Source organism: Candidatus Eisenbacteria bacterium (genome assembly GCA_016867715.1).
Taxonomy (GTDB): domain Bacteria; phylum Orphanbacterota; class Orphanbacteria; order Orphanbacterales; family Orphanbacteraceae; genus VGIW01.
The window spans coordinates 34,901-60,698 of record VGIW01000004.1 but is presented as its reverse complement, the minus strand read 5'-3'; the positions used below and the strand labels follow the sequence as shown (position 1 = coordinate 60,698).

Genomic DNA, 25,798 nt, shown 5'->3' with positions numbered 1-25,798 from the left:
TATCCCCTGAAAGGCGTTTGGCAAATTCATTTTCCTTATGGAAATCGGTTCGGGGGGTTACGAATTCGCATGGGAACGGCCTCCCGTTCGGCGTGCGCGTACACTCGAGCACGGGTTCGGATCGGCCTCACCGAAACGCGTAGAAGAGAACCCCATCGAACCGGTCGGCGCCGCTCGGACGCTTGAGGTACGAAAGAAGAGGGACCTCGACGACCTCGCCCGCCTCGGAGGACGCGTGATGCAGAACGCGCCGCCCGAGAACGATCCCCTCGTGGGAAACGAGGAACCCGTTCGGGATGTTCTTCTCCGCGAGGAAGGCCACCCCGCAGGCGCGCGGAAGCCGGTCGAGGACCTCCTCGGTCACTCGCGCCGTGGGAAGGTAGCGCATCTCCATCTCGCGCTCCCAGGGGATCGGAAGAAGAGCCTCTCCCGAAGCCTTCCGATTGAGGAGCACGCGGACCAGGCGAAGGAGCGAATCGGGCGCGGCGTCTCGGGTGATGTCGGCGAAGAAAGGCGAAGAAACGATGCGGTCCGCCGTGAAGTGGAAGCGCGAGGCGTACGACGGGATTTCGTCCCGGTAGTGAACGCTCCGGATCCGGGCGCGCGCGTCGTCGAGGGATCGCGCGCGAAGGAGCGCCGCGTTCGTTACGACGAGAACCGTGCAGTCCGCTCGATCGAGACGGAAGAGCGGGTCCCGGTCCGGCTCCGCCTCCTCGCCCAAGCACCCGAGCGCGTAAGGGGTCCCGACCCGAAGCCGCGCGAGCGCGAGGAGCTTCTCCTCATGGTCGAGCGCGGCCCACCGTTCATCGCGAAGAAGCCGGTCGACCTCCGACCGCTCGGCTCGGTGGAGCGGCGGGAACTCCCCGACCCACGCGAGGGGGAGCAAGAGGATGAGCGCCGCGATCATCGCGCCTCCCCGGCTCTCAGGCCGTCCGCCGACTCGAGAACGCGAACCCCCACCGCATCCTCTCCCCTCTCGCGGAGAAGGCGGTCGAGATTGCGGCGGGCGCTCTCCAGGTTCGGGTCGAGCCGCACCGCCTCCCGAAGAAGAAGAAGAGCATCGTCCGCCTTTCCTTCCTCGAGAAGGAGAAGTGCCAGGTCGTTCCGGATCGCCGCGTCGTGCGGAAGCCCGGCGCGCGCGCTCTCCATCTCGCGGAGCGCCTCCTCTCTTCTCCCTTCCTCCAGAAGAAGATACGCCAGCCGTTTCCGGATCGCCGGGCGGTCCGGAGCGATGCGTAGCGCTTCCCGGTATTCCTCGATCGCCAGGGCCGCATCGCCTTCCTCCGCGAAGAGCATCGCACGATTCACATGTAGAGGAAGAAACCCCTCCCGCCTCGGATCGAAGTCGATCGGCCGGGCGGCGTGGACGAGAAGGATCGCCGCGGCGAGAACCCCCGCGAGCGCGGCCGCGCGGCCCCATCGGCGCCCGCGCACGGCCTCCGCGGAGACGCGGACCCCCTCGGCGGCGAAGAGGAGAAGAAACGGAACTACGGGCAGACGATAGCGGGAGAACACATAGAAGACGACGAGCGCGGCGAAGGGCGCCCCGACCCCGGCGTAGAGAAGAAAGAGCTCACGAAAACGCCGGAGCGAGACGACCATCCCGGCGAGCGCGAAGACCGCCGCCGCGCCGAAGGTGAGCGGGAAGAGACGGAGGGCGAGGTGGCGGTCGCGCATGTAGTAGAAGTTCTCGTTGTCGGGAAGCTCGAGCGCGTTCCAGAAGAGCAAGGCCTTTCTTACGACGAGCGCGGCGGCGTCCCCTGGGTGCGCGCGCATCCATCGCAACCCCTCCTCGTACCAGAAGCGGGAGACTTCGGATGGAGCGGCCGCTCTCCCGAGGCGGCGTTCCGCCTCGATTCGAAAGTCCTCCTCCTCGTGGCGCGGGTCCGGACGAACGAAGGGGAGGCTCGTGTAGGTCCCCTCGGCCCGCTCGTTGTTTCCGATATAAAAGTTTTGACCTCCCTGCGACGTGATGAGAACCCATTCCCCGGAGACCGCGCGGTTCCGGATCGCGACCGGGGCGAGAGCGCACGATCCCCCCGCGAGAACGAGAAGAGCCCTGCGGAGACTGCCGCCTCGCGGCCTCGTCCCCCATGCCGCCCCGAGCGCCGCCGCGAAAAGAAGGAGGAGCGCGTTCTCCTGTGCGAGCGCTGCGAGGCCGACGAGGAAGCCCCCCGCGAGGGCTCCTCTCCAGTTCTTCCCCGCTGCAAGCATGAGGAACCCGGCGAGGAGGAGAAAGACGCCGAGGCTGGTCTTCATGATTTGCGCCTCGAAGAACGGGAAGGGGGCGTAGAGCGCGGCCGCCGCTCCGGCGAGCCATCCGGTGGGGAGACCGAAGAACACGAACCCGATCCGGGCGATGAGCACGACGGACGCGCCGCCGAGAAGGACCTGAACGACCCGCACCGCGTCCAGATCGCGCCCGGCGACCGCGTACACGCCCGCGAGATAATAGGCGTAGAGAGGCGCCTGATAGAAAGCCCGGCCGGGATCGGGGCTCTTTCCCTCGAGAATCGCGGCGGCTTTTCGATCGTAGGCTCCCGGATCGAGGAGCAATCGATCGGCGAGCGCATCATCCTTGAGGTCGAAAAGATAGAAGAGGCGGAGCACGACCGCGAAGAGGAAGAGGGCGGCAAGCAGGGAACGTTGGTGAGTGTACCGCACGGCGGGACCGGTTCGTCCTTCCAGGGGCTCTCGCTCTTCCGGCGTGATCGGTTCTTCGCGCGGTCAGGCTATCACGGCGATCCGCCGCTCGGCAAGGAGCCTTCGGAAGAGCACCCGCATCTCGCCCGCGAGATAGAGGGAACCGGCGATGAGAAGCGGACGGCCCTCTTGCCGGGCAAGCGCGATCCGAAGCGCCTCCTCGGCGCGCGGAACGACGAGACAAGGGAGCGTCTCGTTCTCTCTTCGAAGAATCGCGAGGAGCTCGGCGGCGGGGCGGTGTCTCGGGTGCGCGGACTCGGTGAGGATCACCTCCGAGACCGTCGGAAGAAGGCGGCGGAACATGATCGCGTGCTCTTTCCCCTTGGAGGAGCCGAAGAGAAGCAGACAGCGGCGCCCGGGGAAGAGGTCGCGGACAAGGCGCGCGAGCACCTCGGCGGAGTGCCCGTTGTGCGCGCCGTCGAGAAGGACCGGCGGATCCTCCGCGCGAAGGAGCTCACCCCGTCCCGCCCAGCGGGCGCCTGCGAGCGCCCGGCGGACCGTTCCTTCGTCCACGATGGGGAGGACGAGCGAGAGCGCATGGATCGCGGCCGCCGCGTTGACCGCCTGGTGCCGGCCGAGAAGACCGAGGCGGACGGCGCGCCAGACATCGCTTCCCGCCGCGTAATCGAAACAGGTTCCTCCCTCGCCGACCGAGGCGTTCCGCGAGCGGAAATCGACACCATAAAGCCGGACGCGCGAGCCGATCGCTCGCGCTCTCTCGGCGAGGAGACGCGCGACGCGCGGCGGTTGCCTCCCGATCACGGCGGCGCCGTTCGCGCGCAGGATCCCCGCCTTCTCCCCGGCGATGGCGAGGACGTTCCGTCCGAGGGCGCGCATGTGGTCCCGGCTGATCGGCGTGACGATCGACACTTCCGGCTCCGCGACGTTCGTCGCGTCGAGGCGCCCCCCCAACCCGACCTCGAGCACGGCGCAGTCGACCTTCTCCTCGGCGAAGTACAAGAAGGCGGCGGCGGTGATGGTCTCGAAATAGGTCCGCGACCGACCGACCTCTTGAAAGAAGGGGAGCGTCTCCCGCAGCCTCTCGATCCGCTCGGCGAAGGCGATTCTCGGGATCGGGACCTCGTTTAGGCGGATCCGCTCGCGGACATCGGAGAGGTGCGGCGAGACATAGAGCCCGACCTTGAGCCCGTGGGCGCGGAGAAGACGTGCGAGAAGATACGAGGTGGAGCCCTTCCCCTTCGTCCCGGCGACGAGGATCGTGCGAAAGCGAAGCTGGGGATCGCCGAGACCGGAGAGGCACTCCCGAAAGAGATCGAGACGGATCGATTCGGACGTAAAGGAAAGTCCCGCCTCCCTCTCCCAATTCGCCAGGCGGTCGAGGAAATCGAGCGCCCGGCGGTAACGGGTCCCAGCGGGGCTCACCAGGTCTTCCCTTCCACCTCGAAAACCTCGGTGCCCTCCGGCGGCTCGAAGTGGAAGACCGTCGGTTCGATGCGCGGGTTGCGCACGTGCCGGGAGAAGGTGAACCACGAGTGATCGCCGGAGACCTCGAAGAAGTCGGTGCGCACGGGAAGCGCGTCCTCGCGTCGAACGGCCACGCGGATCTCCCGAATCTCGTCGGCGAGCGCGGTTCCTTCCTTCGGCCGGAGCACGAGAACATCGGTCGGCGCCCCCGACGAGTCCGCGCCTGCGGTCCCGGTCACGACGAAGTTCCGATCGAGACCGGCGAGAGTCCCTCGAATCGCGAGAAAGAGCCCGGGGAGTGTGGATTCCGGATCGATGTCGTAGCGGTGCGCCTGCCTCAGCGAGGGGTAGTAAAGCCAGACATGGCCCTCCCCGATCACGACTCGATTCGAGTCCGGATCCGCGTACTGGAGAAGCAGCCGGTCGGGCGCGAGATAGAACAGCTCGCCGGAAGAGAGAATCCGCTCGTCGAAGAGAGGGACCTCCCTTCCGTGGACGAATGAGGCTCGAAGGTCGGCGAGGTTCGCGTTCGTCTCCCGAAGACGGGCGAGAATCTCCTCCGCGGCGCCGAAGGCGGGAGCATGCGAGAGAATGAGAAGACCTGCTGCGAGGATCGAGCGCGCGGCCGCGCTTCTTCGAATCGACACGAAGAGACCTCCCGGATTCGGAATCCTCGGCGGAAGGGGATGACGATCGATGGAGCGCGCGAGGCTAGCGCTTCTTCCTCGCCTCCTCCCGTTCGATCTCGACAAGAGCCTCCTCCGCGAAGAAGCGGACCAGCTCGTCCGTGTCGCTCTTCGCGCGTTCGAGCGCAGGCCGCGCCCGCGGATCCCCGATGAGGCCGAGCGAGTAGGCGGCGGACTGGCGGATCGATGCGTTCGCGTCTGCGAGGGCGGCGACGAGCGGATCCACCGCCTCCGGGCGCTGCAGGCGGCCGAGCGCCTCCGCAGCCGCGGTTCGAACGGAGACCTCGCGATCGGACCGGAAGAGCGCGAGAAGCGGATCCGTCACGCGGGGAACATCGAAGAAGCCGAGGGTGAACGCGAGATAGCGCCGCACATCCGGCGTCTCGTCGGCCAGCCCGGCGAGAAGAGGATCGACGGACGCCTCGCCGAGCACACGGAGCTTGATGAACATCCGGTTGCGCATCGGGTCGTTCTTCTCGCGGACCGAAGCGACCATCGTTTGCAGATAGTGGGTCGCTTCCTCCTCCGGCGTCTCGGCGAACGCCGGCGCCGCGAGAAGAAGAGCAAGAAGAACGAACACGAGACGTCTCATGGCACCTCGACTCCCGGGCGCGGGAAGAGGCTTCCCTTGGGAAACCGCGCCCCCTGCTAGTGCCGGCCCACCTTGATCTTCCTAGGTCCTCGCACGCCCGGGCCGGCACGCGCGGGAGGGTCCGGGAGGGGAAGCGCTCTTCCCCTCCCGGTAGGGCCCGCGGGGAGGGCCAGGCGCTTGCGGCCCGAAGGGCCCTCAGCAAGCGGCGGGGCCTTCCCCGCGAAGTGCCGCTCCCGAACCGTTTGCCAAAGACAGTTGGAGCGGCACTAGCCGTGCGGCATCAGCCGCTTCATCTTCTTCTCGTCTCCGATGGCGAGAAGGGCGGACTTGCGCAGGCGGCGCTTCCTCTTCGGGGGCTTTCCCGAGAGAAGATGCCGGGCGTACGCGCGGCTGCGGCGCAGCTTGCCGGTCGCGGTCTTGCGGAAGCGCTTGGCGGCGCTCCGATTGGTCTTCATCTTCGGCATGTTCGTCTTCCTATCTGTGGGGTCTCTCGCGAAGCTTCGCGCAACACGTGAACGCCTCGCCTTCCGTCTGATGCGTCATGCCGCAAACCGCGCAACGGTGTGTTCCACCGATGCGCCCTTCCTTCTGAGCCTTCTGAAGCAGGATGTCAAACGTGCTGTTGGGGCTCGCTTTGATGAGAACAGACGAACTCTCGCGATTCCTTCGCACCGCAAGTTCCTCCTCGTCGTCAAGAGCGGTCTTGCCAGCTTGTTTGATCGAACCGTGCGCTTGGGTCTTGCGGCCTCCGCGTCCTCCTCTCGCTCTAACGGCCCGTCTTCAGGGCCTCCGTGCGGCGCCTCTTCTCCGCCTTGAGCGCCTTCTTGCGCCGCCGTTCGCTTGGTTTCAGAAAGCGAGCCTTCTTTCGCATGTCCTGGACGATCCCATCCTTCTCGCATTTCTTCTTGAAACGCCGGATCGCCTTGTCGATCGGCTCGCCGTCCTTGACCTTCACCCGAGACATTCTGGCATCACAACCTTTCGTCGTTGATCGGCAGACCGGCTGCCGGAAACAGACCAAGGGGAGGCAACTGCGGCTCGAAGGCCACGCACAACCCGAGGTTATCGGCAAGGGTATCATGGACTTCCGGTCTGTCAAGCAAAAAGGCGGGGGCGCGGACGGAGGACCGCCGCGCCCCCGCTCCGCGGGTGGAGCCGTCCGGGACAAACGCCTAAGACCCGACCACCCTCGTCCCCGCCCGGCGGCTCACCCGCGGACGCATGCTCAGCCTCGCGCTCATCGACCACTCCCCCCCGCCCCCGCTCCGCGGGTGGAGCCGACCGGGACAAACGCCTAAGACCCGACCACCCTCGTCCCCGCCCGGCGGCTCACCCGCGGACGCATGCTCAGCCTCGCGCTCATCGACCACTCCCCCCCGCCCCCGCTCCGCGGGTGGAGCCGTCCGGGACAAACGCCTAAGACCCGACCACCCTCGTCCCCGCCCGGCGGCTCACCCGCGGACGCGCGCTCAGCCTCGCGCTCATCGACCACTCCCCCCCGCCCCCGCTCCGCGGGTGGAGCCGTCCGGGACAAACGCCTAAGACCCGACCACCCTCGTCCCCGCCCGGCGGCTCACCCGCGGACGCATGCTCAGCCTCGCGCTCATCGACCACTCCCCCCGCGGATGAGCCGGCCGGAAGAGAACCGCGGCAGCCCCCGAACATCCCGATCCCGGGCGGCTCCATCCGCGGGAGGGCGGTGCGGCGGTCCCCCGTCCGCACCGCCCCCTTCTTGACCGCCTGAACCCCGCGTGGTAGAAACAGTTCGGGGGTTCGATGGCGAGCACCGTGTTTGTCGCGGGACGGATTCCGGAGAGAAACCGGGATCTTCCGGCCGCCTTTCGGAAGGCCGGCTTCGAGGTCGCCGAGTTGGCGAGCGGCGAGGAGACCCTCCGCGCCCTGAAAGCGGACCGGAACTGTGCGCTCGTCGTCGTGGGGATGCCGGAGGAGATCGCGCCGCGCGTCCTTCTCCGCGGTCTCGCCCGGCGTTTCCCCGGGATTCGGGCGGCTCTCCTTCTTCCTGAGCCCGATCGCACCTCGCTCGTCGGCGACGAGTTCCTGAACCTCTCCGGCCGCTCGACCGGCGAGGTGATCGACGCGGTCCGCGGTCTTCTCGCGGAGAAGAGACCGCCGGAGCCGGAGCTTCGCCTCATCGGCCGGGGCCGCGAGATGGAGCGGATCCGCCGGACGATCGATCAGGTGGCCCCCACCTCGATGACGATCCTCATCACCGGCGAGAGCGGGACGGGGAAAGATGTCGCCGCGCGCCTCGTTCACGAGAAGAGCCGGCGCCGGGAGAACCCGTTCGTCGCGGTGAACTGCGCAGCGCTCCCCGAGGGGGTTCTCGAGAGCGAGCTGTTCGGGCATGAGAAGGGCGCCTTCACCGGGGCGACCTCGCGGCGCGAGGGACGCTTTGAGCTCGCCCACAAGGGAACGCTCTTCCTCGACGAGATCGCCGACATGCCGATCCAAACGCAGGCCAAGCTCCTCCGCGTTCTCGAGGAGAAGCGCTTTCTCCGGGTCGGCGGCGTGCGGGACGTGGTCGTGGACGTGCGCCTCCTCGCGGCGACGAACGCCGACCTCGAGGCGGCGGTCCAGGCCGGCCGGTTTCGCGAGGATCTCTTCTACCGCCTCAACGTGATTCAGCTCCACCTCCCGCCCCTCCGCGAGCGGCGCGAGGACATTCCCGACCTCGTGCAAACCTTCGCCGCGGAAGCGGGCGCCGACCACGGGATCGAACCGGTCCGTTTTACGCGGGACGCCCTTCAGGCGCTCGCCGAATATCATTGGCCTGGGAACATCCGACAGCTCAAGAATCTGGTCGAGAAGCTCACCATCCTCGAGCACGGGGAGACGATCGACGCGGACGAGGCGGCGCGCTTCCTTGGGGAGCGTTTCTCGCGCTCGCGCCACCTTCCGGTTCCCCTCCCCGACGCCGCGACGCGAACGGAGCGGGAGCTGATCCTGCAGAACCTCGTCGCTCTCCGCCGGGAGCTCGCGGAGCTTCGCGAGATGCTGGTCCGCGCCTGCGGCGGACGCGTTCCTTCCGCCTCGTACCGCCCCTCGCGCGAGGGCCCGTTCGGACCGGAAACGGAAGTGGTCGAACTCGAGGAGACGGCCGAGCCGCGCGCGACTCGGACGGCGGCCGACCACGAGAAGGAGGCGATCCGGAAAGCGCTCGCCGAGTCGGGAGGGAACCGCCGGCGAGCCGCGGAGATCCTCGAGATCGGGGAGCGAACCCTCTATCGGAAGATCAAGAAGTACGGGCTCGGCTGAGGCCGGGCGGCGGGACCCGAACGGCCCGTCTCGGCCCCCTTGTCCGTTTTGGATTCGATGGTTGATGTCCTAATGAAACGGGGGAGAATCGCCTCCCCCGTTCGCTCGGACAGACCGACCTTGCGTTATCGGCGCGCGCTCTTCTTCGCGGCTTTCTTCTTCGGGGTCTTCATCGCGGCTTTCCCCGCGGCCCTCTTCCCCCCGCGCACCCGCGCCGGGGGCGTCGGTCCCCCCTTCTCTTCGAGGACGGCGTGCGCGGCGGCGAGCCGTGCGATCGGTACTCGGAACGGAGAGCAGCTCACGTAGTCGAGACCCACCCGATGGCAGAAGCGGACCGAGGAGGGCTCCCCGCCGTGCTCGCCGCAGATCCCAACCTTGAGATCAGGTTTTGTCGAGCGCCCCTTCTCCACTCCGATTCTCATGAGGATGCCGACTCCCGCCTGATCGATCATCGCGAAGGGATCCGCGGGAAGGATCCCGTGCTCGACGTAGTAGGGAAGGAAGCGGCCCGCGTCGTCGCGGGAGAGACCGAACGCCGTCTGCGTGAGATCGTTCGTCCCGAACGAGAAGAAGTCGGCCGCCTCGGCGATCTCGTCCGCAGTCAGGGCCGCCCGAGGAAGCTCGATCATCGTGCCGACGAGGTACGGGAACTTCACTCCCTGCTCCTCCATCACCTCTCGCGCGACCCGCTCGACGATCTCCCGCTGCAGCTCGAGCTCCTTCTTCGTCGCCACGAGCGGGATCATCACCTCAGGAAGGACCTTGCGCCCTTCCTTCTTCACGATGCACGCCGCTTCCATGATAGCTCGGGCCTGCACCTCCGTGATCTCCTCGAAGACGATTCCGAGACGGCAGCCTCGATGCCCGAGCATCGGGTTCAGCTCGTGCAGCGAGTCGACGATCTGTTGAAGCTTCTTCGGCTTCACGCCCATCTTCGCCGCGAGGTCGCGGATCTCATTCGGCGTCGCCGGAAGGAACTCGTGAAGCGGCGGGTCCAGCGTGCGGACCGTCACCGGCTTCCCTTCCATGACGCGGAAGATCTCGACGAAGTCTTGCCGCTGGAGCGGGAGGAGCTTCGCGAGCGCCTTTCTCCGGCCGTCGCGGTCGCGCGAGAGAATCATCTCGCGCACCGCGTCGATCCGATCCCCCTCGAAGAACATGTGCTCGGTGCGGGCGAGACCGATCCCTTCCGCGCCGAACCGGACGGCGCGGAACGAGTCGAGCGGCGTCTCCGCGTTCGTGCGAACGCCGAGCCGGCGGATGCCGTCCGCCCACGACATCAGCTTCTCGAAGAACATGTAAAGGGAAGATTCTTCGCGCTTCTTCCGGCCGAGGAGAACCTGATTCACCTCGGAGTCGACGACCGGAACCTGGCCGAGCATCACCTCTCCCGTCGAACCGTCGAGGGAAATCCACTCGCCTCGGCGAACCGTGGCCCCCTTGGCGTGGAAGAGCCCTTTCTTCCGGTCGACGTGAATGTCTCCGCACCCCGCGACGCAGCACTTGCCGATCCCGCGCGCCACGACCGCCGCGTGGGAGGTCATGCCTCCGCGCGAGGTCAGGATCCCCTGCGCGACCGCCATCCCGTGGATGTCCTCGGGAGACGTCTCGGTCCTCACGAGGATCACCTTCGCCTTCGGATCCTTCTTCGTCTCCGCGACCGCCTCGTCGGCCGAGAAGACGACCCGGCCCGTCGCCGCCCCCGGCGACGCGTTCAAGCCCTTCGCGACGACCTTCCGCTCGGCCTTCGGGTCGAACATCGGGTGGAGGAGCTGGTCGAGCTGATCCGGATCAACCCGTTTGACCGCCTCTTCCTTGCTGATGAGGCCCTCGGCGACCATGTCCACCGCGATCTTGATCGCGGCGACGGACGTCCGTTTCCCGGAGCGCGTCTGCAGCATCCAGAGTTTCCCCCGCTGCACCGTGAACTCGATGTCCGCCATCTCGCGGTAGTGCTTCTCGATTTTCTTATAGTTGTCGACGAGTTCGGCGTAAACCTCCGGCATCTCCTCCTCGAGCGAGACAAGCCCGCTCTCCCCCTGCCCCGCGATGTTGATCGGATGGGGGGTGCGGATGCCGGCGACCACGTCCTCGCCCTGCGCGTTGGTGAGGTACTCGCCATAGAACCGCTTCTCGCCCGTCGCCGGGTCGCGCGTGAAAGCGACGCCGGTCGCGCTCGTCTCGCCGAGATTCCCGAACACCATCGCCTGTACGTTGGTGGCGGTCCCCCAATCGTTCGGGATCCTGTGAAGGCGGCGATACTCCACCGCGCGCTTGCCGTCCCACGAGTCGAACACGGCCCCCACGGCACCCCAGAGTTGTTCGTGCGGGTCCTCCGGGAACGGTCTGCCGGTCGTCTCGCGCACGACGTTCTTGAACTCGGCGACGAGCTCCTTCAGCGCGTCGGCGGGAAGGTCCTTGTCCAGACGGACGCGGCGTCTCTTCTTCTTCCTCTCGAGCAGCTCCTCAAGCTCCTCGCCGTCCACCGAAAGAACGACGTCCCCGTACATCTGCACGAAACGGCGGTAACAGTCGTACGCGGCCCGCGCATCGCCCATCTTGCCGACGAGGCCGACGATCGTCCGATCGTTGAGGCCGATGTTCAGGACCGTATCCATCATCCCCGGCATCGAGACCCGCGCCCCCGAGCGAACCGAGAGAAGGAGAGGGTTCTCCGGATCGCCGAAGCGGGCGCCCATCAGCTTCTCGACGCGCTTCAAGTGGTTCTTCGCTTCTTCCTTCAGCCCGGGAGGAAGCTTCTTGCCGACCTTCTGGTACTCCGTGCACACCTCGGTGGTGATGGTGAACCCGGCGGGGACTCGAATCCCGATCCGGTTCAACTCGGCGAGGTCGGCCCCCTTTCCGCCCAGAAGATCGCGCATCTTCGCGTGACCTTCCGCTTGGCCGGCGCCGAAGAAGTAGATTCTCTTCTTTCTCTTGCTCTTCTCGGTGCTCATGAACGCGTCGCTCCTTCTCGCAAACGTCTCTCGTTCGCCGGGCGATCGAAGATCCCTCCGATTCACCCGGAAGAAGATCGGAATCCATCGCTCAGCATCGATTCCTGCGCGGAAAAGCCGCGCGAAGCGGCACTCGCAGTCTAGCACGGGTTCCGCGCGCTTCGTACCTCATTCTCTGTGCGGAAGAGACCCGCCCCGCGAGAAGATGAAGTCCGTGATCCCCGGGGCACTGCAGGAAGCATGCCCCAGTCGGGGCTCAATAGACCGACAAGAACGCCGTCAGGTGTTCGATCGCCGCGATCAGCTCGGAGACGAAGGTCGCCGAGTTCGGATTGATCTGGATCGCGGAATCGATGTTCGTCAGCTGATCGAGCGTCTCCGCGTATTCCCCGAGCGCGAGGTGTGATTGAGCCATCGCGAGCCGGACGTCGCGCACATCGACGGTCGGGTCGGCGGCGAGCTTGAAGAGCGGATCGATCGCAAGAACCGCTTCCCCGGCGAAAATCGCCTGCCGATACTCGTCCATCCGGTTCAGGATGAGACAGCGTCCGGCCTGCGCGTCGGCCCCGACAAGCCCCTTCGCGATCGATGTCTGGAACTCCGCGAGGGCGAGATCGAGGGAATCGAGCCGGAAATAGCACCAACCGATCCCGTTGTGGCCTTCCCCGAGACCCCGGTCGCTCTCAACCGCATCCTCGAACTTCTCGATCGCTCCCGCGTAATCGGCTGCCGCGAACCGTTGCCATCCGGAAGCCAGAAGCGAAACGACCGGAGGCTCGGTCACCCCCTCGTCGTCTCCGCAACCGGAAAGAACGAGAAGAACGAGGGCGATCCCCGCCAGCGGGCCCCTCCTCCTCAAGAACATTCGTGGCGACATGGTTTCCCTTCCTGTAGCCTCTAGCGGACCAGCGTCATCTTGCGGGTGGCCGATTGATCGCCGGCCACGACGCGATAGAAGTACACTCCCGAAGCGACCGGCCGACCGGAGTTGTCGGTCCCGTCCCAGATGTACTCGTAACGGCCTTGCGGCAACGTCTCGCGCACGAGCGTTCGCACCTCGCGCCCTCGCACGTCGAAGACCCGCAGGCTTGCCGTTTCGCGCGATGGGAGATCGAAAGCGATCCGCGTGGCCGGGTTGAACGGGTTCGGCTTGTTCGCGTGAAGCGCGAACTCCCTCGGCGGCACTTCTCCGCTCTTCACGCTCACCGAGTGGAAGACGGCGTACGTTCCGCTCTCCTGAATGCCTGCGATCACCTCGTTCCGATCCGGGTCGATCCGCGACTCGATGTGCGTCCACCCCTCCCGTTCCCAGCGGTACAGGGCGACCCCGGATCGCGTCTCTTCGTTCACGCCCAAACCTTCGAGCCTCACAGAGACGGTGAGCGGGGCGATCGGCCGGATCTGCGAAACGTGCAGACCGTAAGGTCCCGCGAGAGGCGGGGCTCCGTCCGTGAAAGGCCCCGCGGTCAGCGCTTCGGTGATCACCGCCCCGCTTGCGGAGAACGCGTCCGAGGGGACGTCGAGCCGGAGCCGGCGATCGACGGTCCACATCTTCCCGGGCGTTCCCCGCACGAAGAGACTCGATGAGAAGTGCCGCCGGGCCGTGCCCACTTGCCCGCACCGATCGACCGCGCGCGCCTCGACGATCAACGTGTCGGCGGTCCTGAGCTCGATGTTCCCGCTCCGGTAGATGGAAAGCCCCGGATCGCCGAGCCCGAGGTCGACTTCGGTCGAGTCGAACCGATAGACGGTCACCACGATGATGTTGTCGCCGACCACGATCGACTCGATCTTCGCGTCGGCGTACATGAGCCGGACGAGAACCGAGTCCCGGGCGATCGCCTCGCTCGGAACCACATAGAGATTCGCCGCGCCGGGGATCGTCGAATGCATGACGAACCCGATGTTGAGGACCGGGCTCACCGTGTCCGGGCACGTGGGATCCGCGAGAGACGCGACGCCGATGTGCGCGTTCAAGTCGGAGAGAGGATCGCTTCCCGCGTAGAGAAGCGGCGAGCAACGTTGGTAGCGGAAGAAGTCCCGCCTTGTCTTCTTGGCCGTCGTCACGTCGGTTCGAATCTCGGTGTTGCAGAAGGACGGGTTCTCGTGGATATCCCCTTCCCCGGCGCCGAGGTTGAGGTAGTTCCCGGACGAGTTCGCCCACACGTTGTTGTGGGAGAGAGTCGGCGTCCGAATCCCGTCGAAGAAGGGCGCGAGCGTGATCCCGTGCCCGCCGTTCGAGGCGACGGCGTTGTTGCGGAGAACCAGGTCTCCCGCGGACTCCGAGACCGAAATGGCCCCCGCCGCGTTCCGGAAAAAGACGTTGTTGTCCACCGAGCCGCCGTCCGTGGTGCCTTCCATTCGAAGCCCGCCGTACAGCTTCGCCGTGTTCGCGGAGAAGATGTTGCGCCGAATCACGGGATCGGACGCGCCGGTCAGATAGACGCCCCCGCCGATTCCGGCCGAGTTCCGGTAGAAGTAGTTGTCGTAGATCCGGGGCGAGACCGCGTTCTCCATCGCGATCGCTCCGCCCCAGTTCTTGGACATATTGCTCTCGAACACGTTCTTCTTGATCGTCGGGGCCGCGCCGTTCACGCTGCGGATCGCGCCGCCGTTCACGAGCACCGCGTTCCCGCCCGTGAACGTGAACCCCGAGATCTCCGCGGTCGAGTCGATGACGAGAGAGGGATCCGAAGCGGCGGCCGAATCCTGGCGGATCGTCAGGATCGGCCCCTCGGACGCCGGCAGGAGAATGGTCAGAAGATCGACCGAATCGGGATTCGGCTCGGCCCGCGTGAAGCCCGGATCGAAGCTGCCGCGAAGAACGATCGGCTTGGTCACCTCGTAGTTCCCCGTGTAGCGCGCGCCGGTCGGGAGCGCGCTCCCCGCCACGTCCACCTTGTCGCCCGGGTTCACGCGGCCGAGGACGTCGGAGAGCCTTCTCGCCGAGTTCGGCGCGCACACGTAGGGATATACCGGGTTCCGGTTCCGTTGCGGATCCTCGAAGACGAGGAAGCGATGGCCGGGCCGCGTGCACCCCACGCCCTCCGAGCCCCAGACGGTCACCGCGCACGTATCTCGAACCGCGCTCCGGCCGGCGGCAATCGAGTCGCGGTCGAACAAGACCCCGTAGACGTCGGACGCCGTATCACAGAAGGCGGGAGGAGCAACGACGTGCAGCGCGCCCGGAGAGAGCCACGGGATACTGTCGCCTTTTTCGTTTCCGTAGAAGAGGTTGTTCCGAACGTTCGGAACAAGCGTCCCGTCGTGGATGAGGGCTTCTCCCCCCGTCGAGTAGGCGACAATGCTCGTCTGGAAGCTCGGGTTGGCGTCCTGAAGATGAATGGCGCCCGCCGTATCGGCCAGCGTGTGATTGAACACGAACGTGTTCATTCGCAGCGCCATCGCGCTCGAGCTGAACCCCGCGCGGCCGTTGACGTAGACGCCCGCGCCCGCCTCGGCCGTGTCACGGAGAACCAGATTCCTCTCGACGATGGGACGCGCGCCCTCGTCGATGAAGATCCCGCCGCCGAGCGCGGCCCGGGAATCCCGCACCACGTTGTCCCGGATCGTAGGTCTTCCGTCCTTGCCGACGCGGATGCCGCCCCCCTTCTCTCCCTGCCCCCCCGAGAGAACGAAGCCCTCGAGAGTCGTCTGCACCCTCCCCGCGCCGACCGCGCCCGAGTCGATCGCGACCACGGTTCCTCGGCCTCCGGCGCGGATCTCGGTGGCGTATCGGTCCGCGTCTCGAATGTTGAAGTCCGCGGGATTGTACCCACCGAGGAGACGGACGTTCGTCGGAAGCTGGATCGTCTCGTCGTACGAGCCTCCGGCCACGCGCACTTCGTCGATCGAGTCGGCCGGGTTGGAGAACCCTGCGAGGCCCGCCACATCGAGCGCGTCCTGGATCCGATGGGCCGCCGTCGCGGCCGTCGCGTACGGATACGAGTTCGATCCCTCCGCGCTCACGTAGTGAATCGGCGTGCTGCATCCCACCCTGCGGGCTCCGATCCTCCCCCCGCCGCGCCCGGACGCAGCGAGAGAAGAGTGATCGAAGAGCGTGTACAAGCGCCGCTGGCGATCGCAGTAGAGCGGGTTAACCGAGATATTTCCGAGGCCCGTCGTGTCGACCGACTGGAGGAAGCTCTCGGAGTAGTCCTGGTCGTGCCGGAAGACGTTGTTGTGGTCGAAGACCGTTCCGGAGATCAGGGCGGGGCTCCCGGCCGCTTGGATTCCGTTGTCGTTGTACGTGATCGAGTTGTTGTAGACGACCGGCGCGCAGTCGTCGATGATGATCGCCCACCCGCCGCCGCGGTTATCGGAGATCGTGTTCCCGGCGATCAAGCCCCCCGCTCCCGCGAGGTGGATGATCCCCCCGCGTGTGTCCACCGAGTTCAAGAAGATCTCGTTGCCGAGAAGGGAGGGCCGCGAATCGTCCAGCGCGAGGAGGACACCTCCCGTCTTGTTCGCCCGGCTCTCGCGGAAGAGGTTGTTCGAGAAGACCGGCGACGCGTCGCCTCGCAGGAGGATGGCGGCTCCGGAATCCGCAAGCCCCGCGGCGAGGGTGAAACCGTCGATCAGGGTCGTGCTGTCGACGCCGGGACCGCCGTAGATCAGCCGGGAGTTGGAGCCGGCCGAGACGCGGGAAACGCCCGCGCCCCTTCCCGCTTCGGTGTAGCTGTTTACACTATATCCGCCCTTGTAGACGACCCCCCCGACGAGCTCGAAGCGATCGCTCACCGTGCCGAGCGACACCTTCACCGTGTCCCCCCTGGACAGGTAGGGAGCGAGGGCGGAGATCGTCCGGGACGCGTTCCTCCGCGCTCGGAACGGATAGCCGGGGGTCGGCGCCTGGGGGTTCACGAGAAAGACCTCGTTCGGACAGACGCACTCCTCCGAGATCGGGAGGGCACCGAGGACCGTATCTCCCGTCGCGCCGATGACGGCGGGCGTGCACGAGGAGAGCGCCCAATCCCCCTCGTCCGGATCGCAGAAGGCCGGATCGACCTGAAGGTTCCTCGGAGCGATCGGAACGGAGGTCAGGTTCTCGATGTTCCCGGAAACGCCGTCTGCGGTCAGGTTCGCGTAGACGTAGTTCGTGTCCAGGTCGCGCCGGTCCTCATTCACCACGAGCCCCGCCCGGGCGCCCGTGTTGTGCGCCACGAGGTTCTTTCGGAAACGCAGGGGATCGTCCACGCTGTACCCGGCATCCTGAATGTACACGCCGGAGGCCGCGAGGGACGAGGTCGTCGCCCCGTTGATCGTGTTGTTCACGATCGAGTTGTTGATGACCGTCCCCACCGCTTGGATCTCCGCGCTCGATCCCTTCATCACGATGCCCGCAGCGGGATGCTCGGGATTCACAGCGAAATCGACCCGGTTGTCGCGGATCACGCAGTTCCGCACGATGGGGCGCGATCCCTCGCCGATCACCAGGCCGGGACCGTCGACGCCTTCGTTGTGCGTGAGCACGAAGCCGTTCATGCCCCCCGAGGTCGCGAACTGAGCGTAGCGTCCCGCGAAGCGGACCGTGGGTGCCCCGGGAGCGATTCCAGAGAGCACGCTCGGACGGCGGAAGGGATCTCGGCCCGCGAACGTTCCGCTTTCAAAGCCTCCTTCGAGGTACTCGCCCCCGGTCAGGACCAGATTGGTCTCGTAGACGCCCTCGGCGAACCGGACCGTGTCGCCGCGTTCGGCGAGAGCGAGAACCGTCTGTACGTCGGACGAGGCACGCTCGGGGGTCTCGTAAGGGAAGACGCCGGGCTCGGAGCCGGGGCGGATGTAGTGAACCAGATAGGAGCAACCGACCGACAGCGCTCCGATCGGACGGAGACCGGGAACGGCTTCTCCGAATCCCCCCTCCTGATACACGCGAAAATCGCTGTTCTCGGGATCGCAGAAGTACGGGTACCTGTGCGTGGTGTCGTTCACGACCGCCGCGCAGTCGGCGGCGAAATCGAGATCGTTCGCGTAGAAGTTGCAGCTGTTGATCGAAAGGAACGCGTTTCCTTCGCAATCGAAGATCGGAAGCCCTTCGTTGTGGGCGAACATGCCGTACCGAACGGTCACCTCTGCGGCGTCGCCCGCACGCACGAGAGATCCGAAGACCTCGGGCGTGACGTTCGCGAGAATCGAGAGATGAACGATCTCGACGCGTCCGGAATCCACATCGAGGAGCGCGCCGTTCCCGCCGATCGCTCCGGACATCACCAGGAACGAGAGACGAGTCGTGTCGGAAGCTCCCGACGAGAAGCGAAGGGCCGGCTTCTCGGGGTCGTCCGGGAGGATCACGGTGCCGTGAGCGACCTCGGCAGCTTTCGTCCACGGGGAGCTCGAGAAGAAGGTGTCCCACCCCCCCTCGAGAACGATCCCAGGAATCATCTCGAGGTTCTCGCGATACGTTCCTACCGCCACGCGGATCGTGTCTTTCGGGTTGGCGATCGCGAAGACCGAGTCGAGCGAACGGGACGCGCGGGCCGGCGTGTCGTAGGGGTACACCTCGTTGCCGCCCGCCGAAACGTACTTCGTCCCCGCGCGGCAGCCGATCCCCCACGCGCCCGGAATGGTCCCGTCCGACGCGAGGCCTTGGATGCGGCTCTCTTGATAGATCCGGTAGTCCCCGTCCAGGATGCCGCAGAAGACGGGATTCATTCCGAACAGGTTCGACGTGTCCGCGGCGCAGCCGCTCAGGTCGCCCGCCGCGTTCTCGAAGAACAGGTTGTAGGAAATGACCGGCGTTCCCGCGCTGTCGCTGCACGAGATTCCGGAGCCCACGGCAGTCGAGTAGAGGATGTTGTCGCGGATGATCGGGCTACCGCCCGCGATCTGAATCGAACCGCCCCACGGGGCGGATAGCGTGAGAGCGATCGTGTTGTGCTCGATGAGGGGAGAGCCGGCGGCGAGGAAGATCGCGCCTCCCCGTCCCGTCGAGCGGCTGTCGACCAGGACATTGCGGCGGATGGTCGGGGAGCCGCTCCGGATGTGGATCGCGCTCCCTTCCCCGACGGTGTTGTTCGACCCGCGAATGACGAAGCCCGAGAAGACCGTGTTCGAGTCCGGACCGAGAAAGACCCAAGAGCTGTCGATGACGGGGCTGCCGCCGACCTCGGTCGTGTCGTAGACCTTCACCGAGTCGACGACGAAGGAAACGGCGATTCCCGCCTCGAGAGGACCGATCGTCGTCCAAAGGCTGTCGACGTCGAAGAGCCTCTGGTTCGTCGAGGGCCTCCCCGCGACCGCCGCCCGATAGTCCCACCCGCCGAGAAGAACGACGCCTCGGGGAATCCGAATCCTCTCGACATACGCCCAACCGAACTCGAGAGCGTCCTCCACCGGGATTCCGGCGACGAGAACGGTGTCGCCGGGCGCCGACGAAGAGAGGGCGTCTTGAATTCGGTCCGCGGGCGTCAGAAGGTTCGTGTAGGGCGGGGCGGGAGTCGTGCCGAACTGCGACGAGAGAGCCGCGTACCGGACAGCGCCCTCGGAGGAGAGGGGAACGAGCAGCAGAAAGCACGCCAGGAGTGAACCGAAGACGTTTCGGCCGTTCATCGGAAAGAAAGCTCCTTTCTCCCATCCAAAGGCGGGATCTCCCCCGCGAAAGACGGCGGCGGAGGAGACTCCTGAAACCATCGAGTCATCTTCGCCGCAACTCTACCGAGCACCGGCCTCATCGTCAATCGGGCCTCGCTCGGCCGAAGATACCCGCGGCCCCTCAGCACTCGCATCGTCGGTAGGACGGTCCTCGCGCCCGAAGATGTCGTGGTCGCCGGCGTCGCGGAAGGGGATCGACCGGAGCCGCTTCGCCGAGGAGCGTCGGAACGGCGCGGGGCCCGTCTCGCCGGGCGGGGAAGAGATCCGTTCCCGAAAGCGCCGCCCACGATGCGTTGCGGCGGCCGCCGCTCCCGGGATCGCGGACCGCGAGACCGAAAGGCATCGCTTCTCCCGCTAACGAACGATAATGAACTTGCCGACCTTCTCCCCCCCACCGGCCGACTTCACGTGGTACACATACACGCCGCTCACGACGAGATCGCCGTCCGCGTTTCGCATGTCCCAGTCGGAGTTGCCCCCTCCCTCGAGATCCTCATGTCGCCATTCGCGCACGAGATCCCCGCCGACGGTGAACACCTTCAACGTGGCCCTCTCGGGTAGGTTGGTGAATTGGATCCGCTCCGACCCTTCTTCCCACGCGGCGTTCCGCTTGTACGGGTTGGGGACGACCGAGATCTTCGAGAGATCCTCGGTCGCGGCCGTTTGCGGGAAGACCCGCGCGCTTCGGAGCGAGTCGGTGCTCTCCTGGTGCGTCAGCGTGTCGAAGGCCGTCACGTAGTAGACGTACGGGAAGCCGTTGTGGACTCCCTCGCGGTCCGTGTAGCGGACGGGATCCGAGGAAAGAACGTCGGCATCGCGCGGATCGCAGAACTTGAGCTCGCGAAGCTGCACGAACCGCATCGGGTTCGTGATTTCGCTCCGATAGATCCTATATCCGTCAACCTTCCTCCAGAGCGCGGAAATCAACCCGAGGGTGTCGCCCCCCGAGGGGACGTTCGCCAGGATTTCCCCGCTCTCGGCCGTGTCCGCCGCGATCGTGACCGACAGCCCGAACCGGAAAGGCACCACATGGCCGGGGCGGCAGATCGTGAGCTCCTTTTCTCCAGGATCCGAGGAGGAGACGCGCCGGGCTTCCGCCTCACCGGTTAGGGCATAATCCCAGGCGAGCTGGATGTCCCGAGACCTTGCCGCCACGGCGCAGATATCCCCCTGGTTCACCGAGCCCGGCTGAAAGCCGACCCAGACTCCCTTCGTGACCGGGATCGAATCGACGCCCGCCCGGAAACCTGCGGGAACCAACAGCGTGTCGACATCGGGGATGTCGCGCCACTCGAAGGCGAGAGGCGCGCCCGACCCGTTTCCGTTTTCGGTGAGGAGATCGCCGGCCAGAGCGATCAGCTGGATGTTGTGGTCCTCGCAGATCTCGGGTTTGCCGCCGGCGTAGGGAGCCGCCGTTCCGGTCCAGTAGTTGGGCCGCATCGGGTTCACGTTCTGAAAGAAGACCGTGTCCACGAGAGGGTCGGTGAACGGATCCGCGGAATTGGTCGTTCGGAAACGGATGTCCATGTCGCATTCGCCGAGGAAATCGCCGAGGATCTTAAAGACGGCGGTTCCTCCCCAGCTCGTGTCGACGACCACGAGGTTCGTGATCACGGAATCGGCCGGATGGTTCCACTCCAGAACCACCTGGCGATCGCTCGGATGAGCGGTGAAACGGATCGGAGGAGTTCGCACCACCGGCTCCGAGGAATCGCTTCTCCCCGCGAGCAGGACGAGAGCCACGATCGGAAGCAAGAGACGCGAAGAGGACCGGCCGCCGCTCATCGAGGCGCCCGCCTTCCGCGCCTTTCGCCAAGCAATAGGAATCCGCGTAGACACATAGCCTTCCAGCCCCTCCTGCGAACAGATCCAGGGTATTCTAGCACAAGGCCGTGATACGCGCCCGCTTCCTCCGCGCGGACCGCGGCCGGACGGCCGAGCCGGGAACACGCTGTGAGAATCCGTGGACGAAGAGCGGGCGCCAGCCGATCGCTCGAGCTAGTCCCGCATCGTCTCCTTCAGATACGTCGTCAACAGGGTCTCGATCATCTCCCTGGTTTGTGCAGGCTTAAAGAAATACTCCGACATTCCCATGTAGACGACGTCGCCTCGGACCCCGTCCGACGGGACGTAAATCGCCACCGCCTGCTTGTTCGATGTCGGCTCCAACGACAGCGGGCGCGCAGTCCTGCTATACCCATAGAGCGGGATCACGCCCATGTCCTTCCGGTAGGTGATCCGCTGGCAGTTCCAGAGCCCTCTCTTGATTCCCGGGGAGAGGTTGTTCGTGAAGTTCTTCGAGCGCAAGCTGTCCACTTGGAGGTCGGGGAGCCCGCTGACCAACGCTTTCGCTCCCCACAAGAAGTCCGCCGTCTCGTCGAGCCACGTGGTCTCGACCGCGCAATACTCGTACATGGGATGAGGGAGCGAATCCGCGAGCAACGGATGATACCAAATGAGCGGTCCGCAGCTCTTCGGGCTCGAAACCCAGAAGCACGGGTCGGGCTGGGGCACGAACCCGGTGTCGAGATAGTCGTTGTCCGGGAGGAAGTTCCAGTCCGGATTGAACCCGCAGATGAGGAGGTTTCCTCCGGCGTCCACGTAGGACCAGAGCGGGTTGGTGCGCTGATCGTGCCACAACGCCACGATCGGGGTCTGGCCGGCTCCCCCCTCCCAGTCGTCCGTCGGGACGATGATCGTCGTCGAGCGGCTCATCAGACGAATCGGCGGCTCGTTGATCCGCAACGTTCGGGCGTCGTAGAAGTCGTGGTTGAAGTTGGCGAGGAGCGAGTCGCTCCAGAAACGCTCGTATTTCTCCGGTTGCGGGTAGAAATCCCCGTTGGCGCTCTCGATGTGGAAGTTGCTGAGCAAGAGGACCGATGTGGTGTCCAGATTCCTCGGGCCGGCGAACACCTCGAAGGGGAAGGCGGCGGACACGATCTCTCCGGCCTCATCGCGCACCCTCGCGAAGAACGTATGGGGACCGCGGAGGGGGATGAAGCTCCCCTCGCGCGGGAAACGCGTGTCCGAGAGGTCCCACGGCGTCCAGAGCGGCTGGTCGTACGCGTGACTGTAGCCGGTCGGCACCCCGTCGTAGCTCCCGAGGTTGGCCCTCCAGGAGAAGAAGACGCGCGTCCCCTCGAAGATCTGGCCGACGTGGCGGCTCCCCGTGCTGGCCGCTCCCATCACGTTCGATCGAATGAGCACGAGGCCGGTCGTGGAGTCGGCCGCGCCCCACTCCCTGTAGTTTATCCCGCGAACCGGGATCTGTTCGACTGCTCCGGCCTCGTCGATCGAACGAACGAAGAAGAAGTGGCGGTTCGCCCCACCCGGGCCGAAGCCGGTCTGCAGGTTTCGGAGAACGACGCTCGTCGTGTCGGCTCCGACGCGAATCCACCCGAGCTGATTCCAGATCCTCCGCGTCATCCCGACGGCGTCCACGTATCCGTATCTCTCTCGGAGAACCCCCTTGGTCACGTGGAAGTACTCATAGGCGGCGACGGCGTTGTTCGGAGCGTCCGGGTCGGCGCCCTCCCAATGGATGCCGACCGCGCGCCCGCTTGTCGCGTTCATCTGGGGGCCTCGAGTGATGCGGCTGACCGGAGCGACCGTGGTGGAGTTGAACGTCAGATACGCCGGGCTCGGGTCCCTCGCTCCTCGGTTGTCCACCGCCCGGACGAAGAACGTATGGTAGCGGAAGAACCGTTCGACGATCGAATCTTGCCCCAACGCTGTGAGAAGCGTGTCGAAGATGCAGCACGTATCGCTCGCCACGACAAACGTCGAATCTTTGAGAATCGTGGAGAACCACTCGGCCGTGTCGTTCCACGCGTACTCGAAGGAATCGACCCAGCCGTCCACGTCCTCGCCATACCAATTCAGCTTCACGAGATAGACCGATTGGCTGAAGGGTTCCGGTCCCCCGGAGATCCTGGTGGTCGGAGGAACATTCGTGTCCGGCGCCGTTGAAACCTCGTCGCACGCGCTTCCCACGAGGAGCAACGCGAAAAGCACGATCGTTTGCATCGTGATGCGAACCGCTTGCATGGGAAGAACCCCCGTTCTCTGGGCTAGTAGTTCACGAAGAACTGCAGCGTCCTCTGTGGTCCGGTCTTTCCCCTTCCGGCGCGATCGACCGGCAGAACATCGAGAACGACTCGCCCTCTCTTGCCGAAGGTCGGCAGCCGGATCTGCATGACCCCCTCGTCGGTTCCGTAGAGACCGGAGAGATTGCGATCGTCGGCGAGGAACTCGTTGTCGGCCGTCCGGAACTTGTACTCGTAGATCATCTGGTGCGGCGGGCCGTCGCGGTCGATTCCCTGGAAACGGACCGTCACGCTGTCCCGAGTAATCACTGTCTGGTTCACCTCCGGGTAGAGGAACCGGACATCCGGCGGATAGTTGATTTGGAAGGGGAACTTCGCCCCGCGGCTCTCGCGCCGGTCGTACGAATCGATCCCCCCGACCTCGAGAACGTAGCTGCTCACGGAGGAGATCAGGGGGCCCGCCACGTCGCGAAGAAGGAGCACCCCCTCGAGGCTCTCGGCCGACACCTGCACGCCGCTGACGCTCCACCAGGAGCCGACGACCCGGTCGCCCCGAACCGTGTCCCTGTCTGTGTGGCTCCAGGTGAAGTGAACATATGTCGAATCGGGAAGCAAGGTGTCGACTGCGGTCAGAGGGATCGGGCCCGCGTCCGTGAACGGGCCGGTCACCCAGATGCTGTCCAGGGTCGTTTCGGGGTCGAAGTTGACCGTGAAGCGGCGTTCCGCCGTCCCCCCGCTCGCGCTCCAAAGCCCGGTCTCGTCCTTCGTCTCGACGGAGAAGACGTACAGCGCCTCCGGCGGAAGGTCCTGATAGAAGACCGTGGTCGATTCGGGCGGAACGAGGACCGGCCGGCTGTTGATCCCTTGAAGCTGATAGCGATACGCCACGACCTGCCCGCCCGGCGAAACGCCGCTCCAGCAGAACTTCGCGGAGGAGTATGCGAGCAGCGTCTCCCCCTCGGCCGGGCTTTGCGGACAGAGAACGACGGACGCGGTCGGGATCCGGTCGAGCGCGCTCGGATCGGAAACGTCGAGGAGCGCGATCCCCCGGTCGCCGTTGCAAACGACCAGCGTGTCGTCCCCCGCGAAAGCGATCCCTGTCACGTTCCCGGAATACCCGACGTGGTTCACGAGGACCGGGTCATCCGGGTTCGTCACGTCGAGCACACAGACCCCGTTGAACCCGTTGGAGACATACAGACGCCCGTCCTTCTTCAGCATGTGCCCGGCGTTCCCGCCCCGGAGCGTCACGCGCTTCCTCTCGGAGACCGATCCGTCGGCGTTCACTTGAAGAAGGAGAACCCCGGCTCCCCCCTCGCCGATGTACGCGCGCCCTTCTTCCGGGAACACCGCGTTGAACGGATCGAAGGTACGGAATGCGCCGGGATCCGCTTCGGGGAGCGGGAGCAAGATGAGGCTCTCCTCATGGGGACGGAAGCGGAGAACGGAGAGACCTTGCATTCCCGCCACGCAGAAGACGAGGTCGTCGTGGAGCGCCACGCCGGAGAACACGGGGCTCGGGCGCGGGCGGTAGCGCGCGAAGAGAACCGGATCCTCCGGAACGCTCATGTCGAGGACCAGGATGCCGTTCGTTCCGTCCGCGATGAAGAGGTACGGGTCCCGGAACGCCAAGGCGCGAGCGGCGCGCCCGAGCGTCGGGTATCGCGCGGCGATCCGGGGCGAGGAAGGATCGGAAACATCGAGGATCGTCACGCCCGCTGGGCCGTCTGCGAGATAGACGTAGTCGCCGTCGAGCACGCAATCGGTCGCGCTTCCTCCGGTGAACGCCCGCCCGATCCGGCGGATGTTGCCCGGATCGCCGATCGCGAACACGTCGAGGCCGTTCGCGCCCGCGGCCACGAAGGCGACCGAGTTCTTGACGGCGACGCGGTTGACCGTCTCAGCGGTCAGGATGGAGCGCGGCTGCGCTTGCGTCTCCGCGAAGAAATCGACCGTCGCCGGACTCGGGTCTTCCTTCCCCTCGTTGTCGACCGCGCGGACGAAGAAACGGTGATAGCGGCGCTGAACCTGGGATTGCTCGGTGGCGGTGTTGAACACGAAGAGGGAATCGGTGCGATTGGTGAAGACCCACGATTCGAGGCGCAACGTGTCTCCCACGGCGTACTCGAAACCTTGGATCACCCCGTCCGAGTCGAAGCCCTTCCAGAAGAGGTGCACTCGGTAGAAGGCTCCGCTGCTATCCACGGGGGATCGTGTGATCTCGGTCTCCGGCTCTTTGTTCTTGTCGGGCTCCGGGATCTCGATCCCCTCGCAGCCGGCATGGAGAAGATATGCGGTCGCGGCAAGAAGAAGAAGAACCGTCCCTTTGAAAACTCGCCTCTGGATCATGCGGAGCACTCCGATCATGTAAGTTCTTACAGAGTCCGGGGTTAAGTCGCATTCGCCTCCTCAGCGTCGCCACGCGACTATACCAAACGGCTTCCTCGGGTGTCAACCCAAATGCCGTGTTCCTAGGCGCTTTGAACCTGCGCGAGGAGAGGCGATGGCGTGAGCCGGCGACTC

14 protein-coding genes are annotated in these 25,798 nt (G+C 65.7%); 1 reads left to right on the top strand and 13 read right to left on the bottom strand.

Annotated elements, in window-relative coordinates; all coding sequences use genetic code 11:
• Nucleotides 1–127: 127 nt before the first annotated feature.
• The 7 genes from FJY73_01770 to rpsU form a co-directional block, all read right to left on the bottom strand.
• Entirely contained in the window at nucleotides 128–907 is a 780-nt protein-coding gene (locus FJY73_01770; GenBank protein MBM3319393.1) for a DUF1460 domain-containing protein, read from the bottom strand.
• Nucleotides 904–2,664 (bottom strand): tetratricopeptide repeat protein, encoded by a 1,761-nt coding sequence (locus FJY73_01765; GenBank protein ID MBM3319392.1) that lies wholly within the window; start codon nucleotides 2,662–2,664, stop codon nucleotides 904–906. The genes FJY73_01770 and FJY73_01765 overlap by 4 nt, the downstream gene beginning before the upstream one ends.
• Nucleotides 2,665–2,727: 63 nt before the next feature.
• Nucleotides 2,728–4,086, bottom strand: a complete 1,359-nt coding sequence (locus tag FJY73_01760) for a bifunctional folylpolyglutamate synthase/dihydrofolate synthase (GenBank protein MBM3319391.1) — start codon at nucleotides 4,084–4,086, stop codon at nucleotides 2,728–2,730.
• Complete coding sequence (locus FJY73_01755) at nucleotides 4,083–4,775, bottom strand: outer membrane lipoprotein carrier protein LolA (GenBank protein ID MBM3319390.1); 693 nt, start codon at nucleotides 4,773–4,775, stop codon at nucleotides 4,083–4,085. The genes FJY73_01760 and FJY73_01755 overlap by 4 nt, the downstream gene beginning before the upstream one ends.
• Before the next feature lie 64 nt (nucleotides 4,776–4,839).
• Nucleotides 4,840–5,406, bottom strand: coding sequence for a HEAT repeat domain-containing protein (locus FJY73_01750; protein MBM3319389.1), 567 nt, complete (start codon nucleotides 5,404–5,406; stop codon nucleotides 4,840–4,842).
• A gap of 266 nt (nucleotides 5,407–5,672) precedes the next feature.
• Nucleotides 5,673–5,870, bottom strand: a complete 198-nt coding sequence (rpmI, locus tag FJY73_01745) for a 50S ribosomal protein L35 (protein ID MBM3319388.1) — start codon at nucleotides 5,868–5,870, stop codon at nucleotides 5,673–5,675.
• Nucleotides 5,871–6,172: 302 nt separating this feature from the next.
• Nucleotides 6,173–6,370 (bottom strand): 30S ribosomal protein S21, encoded by a 198-nt coding sequence (gene rpsU, locus FJY73_01740; GenBank protein ID MBM3319387.1) that lies wholly within the window; start codon nucleotides 6,368–6,370, stop codon nucleotides 6,173–6,175.
• Between the two features lie 974 nt (nucleotides 6,371–7,344).
• On the opposite strand from rpsU, the gene FJY73_01735 reads away from it, so the two are divergent.
• Nucleotides 7,345–8,682, top strand: a complete 1,338-nt coding sequence (locus tag FJY73_01735; GenBank protein MBM3319386.1) for a sigma-54-dependent Fis family transcriptional regulator — start codon at nucleotides 7,345–7,347, stop codon at nucleotides 8,680–8,682.
• A gap of 125 nt (nucleotides 8,683–8,807) precedes the next feature.
• On the opposite strand, the gene FJY73_01730 is transcribed toward FJY73_01735, so the two are convergent.
• The 6 genes from FJY73_01730 to FJY73_01705 all read right to left on the bottom strand — a co-directional run bounded on the left by FJY73_01730 (nucleotide 8,808) and on the right by FJY73_01705 (nucleotide 25,642).
• Complete coding sequence (locus FJY73_01730) at nucleotides 8,808–11,639, bottom strand: pyruvate, phosphate dikinase (GenBank protein MBM3319385.1); 2,832 nt, start codon at nucleotides 11,637–11,639, stop codon at nucleotides 8,808–8,810.
• Between the two features lie 256 nt (nucleotides 11,640–11,895).
• Nucleotides 11,896–12,516 carry a hypothetical protein gene (locus FJY73_01725; protein MBM3319384.1) on the bottom strand — a complete coding sequence of 207 codons (621 nt, stop codon included), beginning with the start codon at nucleotides 12,514–12,516 and terminating at the stop codon, nucleotides 11,896–11,898.
• Between the two features lie 20 nt (nucleotides 12,517–12,536).
• A complete protein-coding gene (locus tag FJY73_01720) occupies nucleotides 12,537–19,187 on the bottom strand; it encodes a right-handed parallel beta-helix repeat-containing protein (protein MBM3319383.1) in 6,651 nt (2,216 codons plus the stop codon).
• Nucleotides 19,188–19,583: 396 nt separating this feature from the next.
• Nucleotides 19,584–21,014, bottom strand: coding sequence for a hypothetical protein (locus FJY73_01715; protein ID MBM3319382.1), 1,431 nt, complete (start codon nucleotides 21,012–21,014; stop codon nucleotides 19,584–19,586).
• A gap of 213 nt (nucleotides 21,015–21,227) precedes the next feature.
• The gene (locus tag FJY73_01710; protein ID MBM3319381.1) at nucleotides 21,228–23,276 is read right to left on the bottom strand and encodes a hypothetical protein; all 2,049 of its coding nucleotides are present in this window, start codon (nucleotides 23,274–23,276) and stop codon (nucleotides 21,228–21,230) included.
• Nucleotides 23,277–23,299: 23 nt separating this feature from the next.
• On the bottom strand, nucleotides 23,300–25,642 hold the full coding sequence (locus tag FJY73_01705) for a hypothetical protein (GenBank protein MBM3319380.1): 2,343 nt from the start codon (nucleotides 25,640–25,642) through the stop codon (nucleotides 23,300–23,302).
• Nucleotides 25,643–25,798: the final 156 nt, after the last annotated feature.

Coding starts and splice junctions, on each gene's coding strand:
- FJY73_01770 (MBM3319393.1), bottom strand. CDS start 907: ATGATCGCGGCGCTCATCCTCTTGCTCCCCCTCGCGTGGGTCGGGGAG.
- FJY73_01750 (MBM3319389.1), bottom strand. CDS start 5,406: ATGAGACGTCTCGTGTTCGTTCTTCTTGCTCTTCTTCTCGCGGCGCCG.
- rpmI (MBM3319388.1), bottom strand. CDS start 5,870: ATGCCGAAGATGAAGACCAATCGGAGCGCCGCCAAGCGCTTCCGCAAG.
- rpsU (MBM3319387.1), bottom strand. CDS start 6,370: ATGTCTCGGGTGAAGGTCAAGGACGGCGAGCCGATCGACAAGGCGATC.
- FJY73_01735 (MBM3319386.1), top strand. CDS start 7,345: ATGCCGGAGGAGATCGCGCCGCGCGTCCTTCTCCGCGGTCTCGCCCGG.
- FJY73_01730 (MBM3319385.1), bottom strand. CDS start 11,639: ATGAGCACCGAGAAGAGCAAGAGAAAGAAGAGAATCTACTTCTTCGGC.
- FJY73_01725 (MBM3319384.1), bottom strand. CDS start 12,516: ATGTCGCCACGAATGTTCTTGAGGAGGAGGGGCCCGCTGGCGGGGATC.
- FJY73_01720 (MBM3319383.1), bottom strand. CDS start 19,187: ATGAACGGCCGAAACGTCTTCGGTTCACTCCTGGCGTGCTTTCTGCTG.
- FJY73_01715 (MBM3319382.1), bottom strand. CDS start 21,014: ATGAGCGGCGGCCGGTCCTCTTCGCGTCTCTTGCTTCCGATCGTGGCT.
- FJY73_01710 (MBM3319381.1), bottom strand. CDS start 23,276: ATGCAAGCGGTTCGCATCACGATGCAAACGATCGTGCTTTTCGCGTTG.
- FJY73_01705 (MBM3319380.1), bottom strand. CDS start 25,642: ATGATCGGAGTGCTCCGCATGATCCAGAGGCGAGTTTTCAAAGGGACG.